General features: G+C 70.2%; 9 protein-coding genes and 1 pseudogene. 5 read left to right on the top strand and 5 right to left on the bottom strand.

Annotated features, from left to right (window positions below; all coding sequences use genetic code 11):
• The 4 genes and pseudogenes from ABB33_RS18865 to ABB33_RS17780 form a co-directional block, all read left to right on the top strand.
• Positions 1-403 (top strand): annotated as a pseudogene (locus tag ABB33_RS18865) (hypothetical protein); the annotation flags it as partial.
• A 79-nt stretch (positions 404-482) separates the two neighbouring features.
• Entirely contained in the window at positions 483-1,073 is a 591-nt protein-coding gene (locus ABB33_RS17790) for an IMPACT family protein (protein WP_056932972.1), read from the top strand.
• Positions 1,074-1,110: 37 nt separating this feature from the next.
• Positions 1,111-2,880: an ABC transporter transmembrane domain-containing protein gene (locus ABB33_RS17785; protein WP_056932971.1), complete on the top strand. Its 1,770-nt coding sequence runs from the start codon at positions 1,111-1,113 to the stop codon at positions 2,878-2,880.
• Positions 2,881-2,954: 74 nt separating this feature from the next.
• Positions 2,955-3,146, top strand: a complete 192-nt coding sequence (locus ABB33_RS17780) for a hypothetical protein (RefSeq protein ID WP_054666611.1) — start codon at positions 2,955-2,957, stop codon at positions 3,144-3,146.
• Between the two features lie 394 nt (positions 3,147-3,540).
• On the opposite strand, the gene ABB33_RS17775 is transcribed toward ABB33_RS17780, so the two are convergent.
• The 5 genes from ABB33_RS17775 to grpE form a co-directional block, all read right to left on the bottom strand.
• A complete protein-coding gene (locus tag ABB33_RS17775) occupies positions 3,541-4,662 on the bottom strand; it encodes a prephenate dehydrogenase (RefSeq protein ID WP_054666612.1) in 1,122 nt (373 codons plus the stop codon).
• Entirely contained in the window at positions 4,659-5,567 is a 909-nt protein-coding gene (gene pdxY, locus ABB33_RS17770) for a pyridoxal kinase (RefSeq protein ID WP_056932970.1), read from the bottom strand. Before pdxY ends, ABB33_RS17775 begins: the two co-directional genes overlap by 4 nt.
• 124 nt (positions 5,568-5,691) lie before the next feature.
• A complete protein-coding gene (dnaJ, locus tag ABB33_RS17765; protein ID WP_056932969.1) occupies positions 5,692-6,822 on the bottom strand; it encodes a molecular chaperone DnaJ in 1,131 nt (376 codons plus the stop codon).
• A gap of 133 nt (positions 6,823-6,955) precedes the next feature.
• Positions 6,956-8,878: a molecular chaperone DnaK gene (gene dnaK / locus ABB33_RS17760; RefSeq protein WP_054666617.1), complete on the bottom strand. Its 1,923-nt coding sequence runs from the start codon at positions 8,876-8,878 to the stop codon at positions 6,956-6,958.
• Between the two features lie 141 nt (positions 8,879-9,019).
• Entirely contained in the window at positions 9,020-9,535 is a 516-nt protein-coding gene (grpE, locus tag ABB33_RS17755) for a nucleotide exchange factor GrpE (RefSeq protein ID WP_056932968.1), read from the bottom strand.
• A gap of 186 nt (positions 9,536-9,721) precedes the next feature.
• Between grpE and ABB33_RS17750 the strand changes: the two genes are divergently transcribed.
• A partial coding sequence (locus tag ABB33_RS17750; RefSeq protein ID WP_056932967.1) for a DNA repair protein RecN occupies positions 9,722-10,833 on the top strand: 1,112 nt, incomplete at its 3' end.

Genomic DNA, 10,833 nt, shown 5'->3' with positions numbered 1-10,833 from the left:
CGCCCCCCCTCCGCCGCCAGGTGCGCCCACGCCGGCAGCGGCAGCGACAACCGCGCCGGAACCTGCCGCACCCACCTACACGCTGGAACCGGCACCCGTTGCCGTGGAGCAGGCCGCGGCACAGCCGGAGATGCGCCTGCGCGCCGCCCCTGCGGCAGCACCCGCCGATGCACAGGTGCGCGCCTCCGCATCCGCGCTGCGCGAACAGGCACGCATCGAGGTCATGCCGGTCGCACCCGCCGACGCGGACGCGCAGCTTCCACGCCGGCAATGGCTGGAGCGCATCCGCGCGCGTCGCGCCGAAGGCGACCTGGACAGCGCACGTGCCAGCCTGGAGCGCTTCGTGCAGACCTACCCGGAAGCCCGCATCCCGCGCGATCTGCGGCCGCTGCTGGGCAACTGAGCGGCACCGGGCCGGCGGCCGCGGCGACCGCGCCTGGCCAGGGCGGCAAACCCGCGGCCAGCGGCCTAGAATGGGGGCGATGCCCGATACCCTCGCCGCGCCCGCCAGCCACCTGCTGGAGATCAAGCACAGCCGTTTTCTTGCCCAGGCCATGCCGATCGGCAACGCGGCCGATGCGCTGTCCTTCGTCGCCGCGGTCTCGGTGGCCGATGCCACCCACAACTGCTGGGCATACCGCTGCGGCAACGAGTACCGCTCCAGCGACGACGGCGAGCCGGCCGGCACCGCCGGTCGCCCGATCCTGGCCGCGATCGATGGCCAGGGCTACGACCGCGTCGCGGTGGTGGTGACCCGCTGGTACGGCGGCATCAAGCTCGGCGCCGGCGGCCTGGTGCGCGCCTACGGCGGCACCGCGGCCGAATGCCTGCGGCTGGCGCCGCGCCTGCCGCTGGTGGCGATGTGCCGGTTGCGGCTGGCCTGCCCGTTCGACGAACTCGGCACCGTGTACACGCAACTGGCCACGCACGCGGCGGACAAGCTGGGCGAGGCATTCGACGAGCACGGCGCGCAACTGGCCATCGAACTGCCCGCCGAGCGCGTGGACGGCTTGAAAACCCACCTGCGCGACGCCACCCGTGACAGGGTGCGCTGGCTCGATGCCGGCGGCTGACGCCGGCACCGCCCTTTCCCTTCCCACTGCCACGCCCATGACCGATACCGCCGTCGCTCCCTCTTCTTCCGCCAAGGCACGGTTGGGCACGCTGCGGGCGCTGTGGCCGTTCGTGCGCCGCCACATGGGGCTGTTCACCGCCTGGCTGGTGGCACTGGCGGTGGCCTCGGTGGCCACGCTGAGTTTCCCGGTCGCGTTCCGGCGCATGATCGACGACGGCTTCAGCAACGGCAGCAACATCGACCAGGTGTTCCTGCTGGTGTTCGCGGTGGTGGTGGTGCTTGCCGTGGCGAGCGCCGCGCGCTTTTTCTTCGTATCGCTGCTGGGCGAGAAGGTGGTGGCCGACCTGCGGCGCCAGCTCTACGCGCACCTGATCGCGCTGGATGCGCAGTTCCACGACCGCAACCGCAGCGGCGAACTGGTCTCGCGGTTGTCGGCCGACAGCGAACTGCTGCGCAGCGTGGTCGGCAGCAGCATGTCGGTGGCGCTGCGCAGCACCGTCACCGTGGTCGGCAGCCTGGCGATGCTGTTCGTCACCAGTCCGCGCCTGGCCGCCTTCACCCTGGTCGGCATTCCACTGGCGGTCCTGCCGATCATCTTCGGCGCGCGCCGGCTGGAGAAAGCCTCGCGCGCCAGCCAGGACCGCGTCGCCGATGCCAACAACCTCGCCAGCGAGACCCTCGGCGCGGTCCGCACCGTACAGGCGCATGCGCGCGAAGGCTACGAGACCGGCCGCTTCGCCGACGCGGTGGCGGTGGCGGTGGCCACCGCGCGCGGGCGCATCCGCACCCAGTCGCTGGTCACCGCCATCGTCATCACCCTGGTGTTCGGCGCGGTGGTGCTGGTGCTGTGGTCCGGCGCGCACGACGTGATCGCCGGGCGCATTAGCAAGGGCGAGCTGGGCCAGTTCGTGTTCTATGCGCTGATCGGCGGCGGCTCGGTCGGCGCGCTCGCCGAGGTCTGGAACGAACTGCAGCGCGCTGCCGGCGGCATGGGCCGCATCGCCGAACTGCTGCAGGAACGCCCCGGCGTGCGCGCGCCGGCCGCGCCGCTGGCGCTGCCCACGCCGTTGCGCGGCGACATCCGCTTCCAGGACGTGGTCTTCCATTACCCGCAGCGCCCCGGGCACCCGGCGCTGGATGGCTTCACCCTGCACGTACGGCCGGGCGAGACCGTGGCCCTGGTCGGCCCCTCGGGCGCCGGCAAGAGCACGGTGCTGTCGCTGCTGCTGCGCTTCCACGACCCCGAGGCGGGGACCATCAGCGTCGACGGCATCGACCTGCGCCAGGCCGAACCGGCGGCGCTGCGCGAACGCATCGCGCTGGTGCCGCAGCAACCGGCCCTGTTCGCCTCCAGTGCCGCCGAGAACATCCGCTACGGGCGCCTGCAGGCCAGCGACGAGGAGGTGTACGCCGCCGCCCGCGCCGCCGAGGCCGACGACTTCATCCGCGCCCTGCCCGAGGGCTACGCCAGCGAACTGGGCGAGCGCGGCGCGCGCCTGTCCGGCGGCCAGCAGCAGCGCATCGCCATCGCCCGCGCGCTGCTCAAGGACGCGCCGATCCTGCTGCTGGACGAAGCCACCAGCGCGCTGGACGCGCAGAGCGAGCGCGCGGTGCAGCAGGCGCTGGAACGGCTGATGGCCGGCCGCACCACGCTGGTGATCGCGCATCGCCTGGCCACCGTGCTCAAGGCCGACCGCATCGTGGTGATGGACCATGGCCGCATCGTCGCGCAGGGCACCCACGAGCAGCTGCTGCGCGAGGGCGGCCTGTACGCGGAGCTGGCGCGGCTGCAGTTCATCGACTGACGACGCCGCGCTAACGCGCGCCGATGCAGGCTGGCCCGGACGTACCCGGTTGCATGCCACGCAGGAGGTTGCCGATGTCGTTCCGCCAGTTCCCCGCCACCGACAGCAACGGCGAGAGCCGCATCATCATCGAGTTCGTTCCCGAGCCCGCAGGCACCGGCAACGGCGATACCACGCCGCGTTATGAACTGGACGATGGCCGCCATCTGCGGCGCAACGCGCGCGAATTCGTCACGCTCGACGGACAGGTGCGGCTGCACATCTGAACGGCCGGCGGCAGCGCCCCGCCCGCGACTGCCGCCCGCGCGCCAGCCTGCCGCCTTGCCCGCTGGCATCGCCTCCGGTGCGCACATCCGGCTGGTGAAGAATTGACCAGCCATCTTGACAGCCTTGTGCCGCAACGGCTGCCGGCGTTCATCCACAGGCTTGTGCGCAGGTCATCCACACCCGCTGTGGATGAATGCGCATGGCAACGACGGCCATGCCGGCGCGCGCGCATTCCGGCTCCACACAGTCGCATCCGATGCCATCGCCGCATCGTCGGCGATGCCCGGTCAATATTTCGCCACCCATCTTGACAGCCTTGCGCCGCAAGGGCTGCCGGCGTTCATCCACAGGCTTGTGCGCAGGTCATCCACACCCGCTGTGGATGACGCCGGCTCAGCGATCCAGTACCCGGCCGATGCCGCTGTGGTCGATTTCGCGTGCGGCGGCATCCAGCACTTCCGGCGCATAGCGCTGGGCAAAGCCCATGCGGAAATGTACTTCGCCGCCAGGCGTACGCGAGGAGTGGATCGAGGACAGGCTGATGCCATGCCGCTCGAACACATGCAGCAGCTCGCGCAGCGAACCGGCTCTATCCTCGGGCAGGTGCACGCTCATCGCGCGCGTGTCGGTCAGGTCGGCCAGCAGGTAGCCCAGGCGCTCGAAGCTGTAGTTGCCATCGCGCAGCGCCTGCTCGCCCACCGCCTGGCGGTTGTCGTCGAGGAACTGCCTGCGGAAGGCCGCCCGCGCCGCGTCGCTGCCATCGGCCAGCTGCGCACGCAGCTGCTGCAGCTGCTCGAGCAGGCGGTCGAGCACCTCGCCCGCATGCGGATTGCCGAACTGGATGTCCTCGTAGATCGCCGGGTTGAGCGACAGGATGCGCGAGATCACCGCCGCATCCAGCTCGAACGCGGTCGAGCGGTACGGCATCAGTGCCTGCAGCTCGCCGAGCAGCGGTGCGTAACCGCGCAGCACGCCGGCCTGGGCCAGGTGGCTGGCATGCACCATCGCCTGCACCAGCGCCATCACCCGGTCGTGGTGCTCGGGCGTGGCCGGCACGCATTCGGCCTCCAGCGCGGCATACAGGCGTTGCAGCCACGGCTGCCAGTGCGGCTGCACGCGCGCCTCGCAGACCACCATCACCCGGCCCTTGAGCGTGGGCGCCTTGGGCGGCGCGGTCATCGGATGCAACCCGGCCACGGAGGCCTGCGACCGCAGCATCGCCGCCATCGGCGCGCTCTTGATCGAGGTCACGTCCAGCCACAGCCTGCCGCGTTCGCGCCCATCCGAACGCCGCGCGTACTCGTCGATCAGTGCCGGCGTATGCCGGATCGGCGCCGAGAACAGCAGCACGTCGGCGCGCTCGAGCAGCTGTTCCGGCGTCTGCGAAGCGGCGTCGACCGGATCATGGCCGATCACCTCCAGCCCCATGCGCGACTGGAAGAACCCACGCAACCAGCGGCCATAGGCGCCACCGCTGCCGACGATGCCGACGACCGGGGCCTGCGCTCCGCTCACGCCAGCCGCTCGGCGCGGAAGCGGTGCGGTGTGCCCAGCGCCGCCGGCGCCGCCGCCAATACGTCGAACTCCTCCACGCCGTGCGCCAGCGTCGCCTCCAGCGCGGCATGCACGCCGGCAATGGCACGACCCACCGCATCCTCGAAGCGATGGCCCTTGAGCAGGAATGCCACCAGCAGCGACATCAGCACGTCGCCGGTGCCGGCCACGTCCACCGGCAGGTGCGGCGATGCCCAGCGCCAGACTTCTTCGCGGCCGATGGCCAGCGTCACCAGTTCGCCCGGCACCCCGGACACCGAATGCGCGATCACCCACTGCGGGCCACGCTCGAGCAGCACGCGCGAAGCGGCGATGGCATCGTCCTGCTGCAGCGCCGGCATGCCGGTAAGGCGCCCCAGCTCGAAGGCATTGGGGGTAACCAGCCAGGCATGCGGCAGCAGCCGCTCGGCGAAGATGCGCTCCAGCCCCGGCTCGACATAGGGGCCGGTGTGGGAATCGCCGATCACCGGGTCCAGGCAGTAGCGCAGGCCCGGGCAGGACGGCAGCACCGTGTCCAGCCAGTCGGCGAACGCCGCGCCGTTGGCCACGCTGCCGAAATAGCCGGACACCAGCGCGCCGGCGCGCTGCGGCAGGCCGCGCTCGCTGGCCCCCTGCAGCAGTTCGGCGAACCAGTCTGCCGGCAGCACGCGGCCGCGCAGCGTCGCATAGAACGGCGCATTGCTGAGCAGGGTGGTGGGAATCTCCGCCACGCGCAGGCCCAGCGCGCGCAGCGGCGGCACTGCCGCGCTGTTGCCGGCATGGCCGTAGACCAGCTGCGACTGTACGGAAATCACGTCCACCGGCGAGGGCCCGTCCGGGCGTTGCCGGCGACCGTGCACGAGATGGCTGTGGTCGACGTCGTTCATCGCCGCATTCTACGCCTGCGCAAACCGCGGCCGGCGGCATGGATGCGCACGCAACCAAATGCCGGAAACGACGAAGCCGCAGCAGGCTGCGGCTTCGTGATCGCATTGCATTGATCGCGCCGGGTCAGGACGAGGTCATGCGGTCCCAGAAGCCCTTGACGCCATCCAGGAAGGTGGCCGACTTGGGCGAATGCTTGCGTGCCTCCTCGCCGCCGAAGGTGGCCTCGAACTGCTCCAGCAGCCGGCGCTGCTCGGCGGTCAGGTTGACCGGCGTTTCCACCACGATGCGGCAGTACAGGTCGCCCTCGGTACGGCTGCGCACCGAGCGGACGCCCTTGCCGCGCAGGCGGAACAGCTTGCCGGTCTGGGTCTCGGCGGGAATGCGGATCTCCGCCTCGCCGCCCAGCGTGGCCACGCGCACGGCGTCGCCCAGCGCCGCCTGCGAAATGCGGATCGGCACCTCGCAGTGCAGGTCGTCGCCATCGCGGGTGAAGATCGGATGCTCGCGCACGCGCACTTCCACGTACAGGTCGCCCGGCGGGGTGCCGGCCGGGCCGGCCTCGCCCTCGCCCTGCAGGCGGATGCGGTCGCCGGTATCGACGCCGGCAGGCACCTTGACCGACAGCACCTTGTCTTCCTCGACGCGGCCGTTGCCATGGCACGTCCTGCACGGGCGGGCGACGATCTGGCCACGGCCGCCGCAGTTGTGGCAGGCCTGCTGCATGGCGAATATCCCGCGCTGCATGCGGACCTGGCCGCGGCCGCCGCACACGTTGCAGGTCTCGACCTTGCCGTCCTCGGAGCCGCTGCCATCGCAGTCGCCGCATTCGACCAGGGTCGGGATCTCGATGCGGCGCTCCACGCCGGCCACCGCCTCTTCCAGGTCCAGTTCCATCACGTAGCCGACGTCGGCGCCGCGACGGGCCTGGCGGGCGCCACCGCCGCCCCCGAAGATGTTGCCGAAGATGTCGCCGAAGATGTCGCCCATGTCCGGGCCGCCGGGGCCACCGCCCATGCCGCCCATGCCGTGTTCGAACGCGGCGTGGCCATGGGCGTCGTACATGCGCCGCTTGTTGCCGTCGGACAGGACCTCGTAGGCCTCCTTGCACTCCTTGAAGGCGGCCTCGGCCGCGGCATCACCCGGATTGCGGTCCGGGTGGTGCTTCATCGCGCAGCGACGGTAGGCCTTCTTCAGCTCCTCGTCGCCGGCGTCGCGGGAGACACCCAGTACTTCGTAGTAATCGCGCTTGCTCATGCTTTACCTCTCCCTCCCCCTCCAGGGGAGGGCTGCGGCGGGGGTTCGTTGATGCGACAAGGGCCCGGGACCGCGATGCGTTCCCGAACCCTCACCCCAACCCCTCTCCACGCAGGGAGAGGGGCACTGGACGTCAGGACTTCTTGTCGTCCTTGACCTCGGTGAACTCGGCATCGACCACGTCGTCGTTCGGCGTGCCCGTGGCGCCGGCACCCTGCGACGGGGCGCCCTGCTCGCCGGCCGAAGCGGCGGCGTACAGCGACTGGCCGGCTTCCTCCAGCGCCTTGGAACGCGCCTCGATCTGCGCCTTGTCGTCGCCCTTCATCGCGGTTTCCAGGTCGGCCAGGGCCGCTTCCACCTTGCCGATGACATCGCCGCCGACCTTGCTGCCGTGCTCGGTGATGGCGCTGCGGGTGGCGTGGATCAGGCCGTCGGCCTGGTTGCGCGCCTGCACCAGTTCCTGGAACTTCTTGTCTTCCTCGCGGTGCGCCTCGGCGTCGGCGACCATGCGGTTGATCTCGTCCTCGGACAGGCCCGAGCCGGCCTTGATCTCGACCTTCTGCTCCTTGTTGGTCTTCTTGTCCTTGGCCGAGACGTGCAGGATGCCGTTGGCGTCGATGTCGAAGGACACCTCGACCTGCGGCAGGCCGCGCGGCGCCGGCTCGATGCCGGTCAGGTCGAACTTGGCCAGCGACTTGTTGTAGCGGGCCTGTTCGCGCTCGCCCTGCAGCACGTGCACGGTCACCGCCGACTGGTTGTCCTCGGCAGTGGAGAACACCTGCGAGGCCTTGGTCGGGATGGTGGTGTTCTTCTCGATGATCTTGGTGAACACGCCGCCCAGGGTCTCGATGCCCAGCGACAGCGGGGTCACGTCCAGCAGCAGCACGTCCTTGACGTCGCCGCCCAGCACGCCGCCCTGGATCGCGGCGCCCAGCGCCACGGCCTCGTCCGGGTTGACGTCCTTGCGCGGCTCCTTGCCGAAGAACTCGCTGACCGCCTGCTGCACCTTCGGCATGCGGGTCTGGCCACCGACCAGGATCACTTCGTTGATGTCGCTCGAACGCAGGCCGGCATCGTTCAACGCGGTGCGGCACGGCTCGATCGACTTCTTGATCAGGTCTTCCACCAGCGCTTCGAGCTTGGCGCGGGTCAACTTGATGTTCAGGTGCTTCGGGCCGGACGCATCGGCGGTGACGTACGGCAGGTTGACCTCGGTCTGCTGCGCGCTGGACAGCTCGATCTTGGCGCGCTCGGCCGCGTCCTTCAGGCGCTGCAGCGCCAGCGGGTCCTTGCGCAGGTCGATGCCCTGGTCCTTGTTGAACTCGTCCACCAGGTACTCGATGACGCGGTTGTCGAAGTCTTCGCCGCCGAGGAAGGTGTCGCCGTTGGTGGCCAGCACTTCGAACTGCTTCTCGCCGTCGACGTTGGCGATCTCGATGATCGACACGTCGAAGGTGCCGCCGCCCAGGTCGTAGACGACGATCTTGCGGTCCTTGTTGTCGCCCTTGTCCAGGCCATAGGCCAGGGCCGCGGCGGTCGGCTCGTTGATGATGCGCTTGACGTCCAGGCCGGCGATGCGGCCGGCGTCCTTGGTCGCCTGGCGCTGGCTGTCGTTGAAGTACGCCGGAACGGTGATGACCGCCTCGGTGACCTTCTCGCCCAGGAAGTCCTCGGCGGTCTTCTTCATCTTCTCCAGCACCTTGGCCGAGATTTCCTGCGGCGCCATCTTGCGGCCGTCGCTGGTCTGCACCCAGGCGTCGCCGTTGTCATGGGCCAGGATGCCGTACGGCACGTGGGCGATGTCCTTCTGCACCTCGCCGTCGGTGAACTTGCGGCCGATCAGGCGCTTCACCGCATAGAAGGTGTTCTTCGGATTGGTGACGGCCTGGCGCTTGGCCGAGGCGCCCACCAGCACTTCGCCGTCCTTGGTGTAGGCGACGATGGAAGGCGTGGTGCGGTCGCCTTCCGAGTTCTCGATGACGCGGGCCTTGCCGCCGTCCATGATCGCCACGCACGAGTTGGTGGTGCCGAGGTCGATACCAATGATCTTGCCCATGGGGGACTCCTGAGGATTCGTGTGCCGGCAGCCGCCGGGTATGAACGGGATGTGGGGGATGGCCGGATGACATTCAAGCCACCCCCGGAACGCTGTTTGCCGCCGGCCGCCGGCGTTAAGGCAGCGGCCAGCCGGCCGGGGTCAGTCGACCCGGGCCACCACCACCAGCGCCGGCCGCAGCAGGCGCTCGTTGAGCAGGTAGCCCTTCTGGAACACAGTGACCACCACGCCCGGGTCCGTCCCGGCCGGGGCATCGACCTGGCTGATGGCCTGGTGGTGCTCCGGATTGAAGGCCTGGCCCACCGGGTCGAGCAGGGTCAGGCCGTTGTCGGCAGCGACCTTGAGCAGCTGCTTGTAGGTCAGCTCCAGCCCTTCGCGCAGCGGGCTGGGCTCGCTGCCCGCGGCGGCCAGCCCGGCGTCCAGGCTGTCGAACACCGGCAGCAGTTCGCCCAGCAGCTTCTCGTTGGCGAACTTGCGCGCCTGCTCGATGTCGCGCGCCACGCGCTTGCGCTGGTTTTCTAGGTCGGCGCGCTCGCGCAGCGACTCGCCCTTGAGCTGCTCGATCTCGGCGCGCAGCGCCTGGACCTGCGCGTCCTGCGCCCCGGCCATGCCGTCGGCGCTGTTGTCGGTCTCGAATTCGGGGTGGTCTTGGTTCATTTCCGGTTCCCTGGCGGTCGTTCTGCCGCCTGCCTGCTCCCCCGTATGTGGGCTGCCCCCCGGGTTTCAAGGCTCCGGCTCACCCGGTGCGACCGGCGCGCATTAATGTGACGCCCGGAACGCCCTTCCCGGATTGACCCGCCGCATGCACATGCTAGCTTTGCGCGGCCACACACACTGCCGACCATGCTCAGACATCTCTCGATCAAGGATTTCGCCGTTGTCCGCGCCACCGAACTGGAGTTCGGGCCAGGCATGACCGTGGTTTCCGGCGAAACCGGCGCCGGCAAATCGCTGATGGTCGACGCCCTGGGCTTCCTGTCCGGGCTGCGCGCCGACAGCGGCGTGGTCCGCCACGGCGCCAGCCGGGCCGAGCTTTCGGCCGAGTTCGACCTCGACGACCAGGCCCCCGCACGCCGCTGGCTGCGGGACAACGAGCTCGACGACGAGGAGCAGTGCCAGCTGCGCCGGGTGATCCGCGCCGACGGCGGCTCGCGCGCCTTCATCAACGGCCGCCCGGTGCCGGTGTCGCAGCTGGCCGAACTGGCCGCCTTCCTGGTCGAGATCCATGGCCAACACGAGCAGCAGGCGCTGCTGTCGCGCCCCAGCCAGCTGGCCCTGCTCGATGCCTATGCCCGCAACGACGCCGAGCGCGCCGCGGTACGCGCCGCCAGCAGCCGCTGGCAGGCGCTGATCGACGAGCGCGACGCGCTGTCGCAACAGGGCGACGTCTCCGACCGCATCGCCTTCCTGGAACACCAGCTCGGCGAGCTGCAGCGCGAGGAACTGGAGCCGGCCGCGGTGGCCGCGCTGGCCGCCAGCCACCGCCGCCAGGCGCATTCCACCGCGCTGATCGAAGCCTGCCAGTACGCCGGCGCCGCGCTCAACGGCGACGACGGCCCGTCCCTGCTCGGCCTGCTGCAGCAGGTACGGCACGAGCTGTCGCGGGTCAGCCAGCACGACCCGCGGCTGGGCGAGATCGACGGCATGCTCGACGCCGCCGGCATCCAGCTGCACGAAGCCCTGGCCCAGCTGGACCGGGTCCAGGACGACCTGGACAGCGACCCGGAGGCGTTCGAGGACATCGAGCGCCGGCTCGGCCGCCTGCACGACCTGGCGCGCAAGCACCGGGTGTCGATGGAGGAGCTGGCGGCCACCCGCGAGCGCATCGCCGCGGAGCTGGAACAACTGCGGGGCGCCGACGCCCGGCTGTCGCAGCTGGCGGGCGAGATCGACAAGGCCGCCGCGCACTGGCAGGCGCAGGCCGCCCTGCTTACCGCCAGCCGCGCCACCGCGGC

It is taken from the genome of Stenotrophomonas acidaminiphila (assembly GCF_001431595.1).
Classification (GTDB): Bacteria; Pseudomonadota; Gammaproteobacteria; order Xanthomonadales; family Xanthomonadaceae; genus Stenotrophomonas; species Stenotrophomonas acidaminiphila.
The sequence above is the reverse complement of the archived record's forward strand: the minus strand, read 5'-3'. Positions and strand labels throughout refer to the sequence as shown.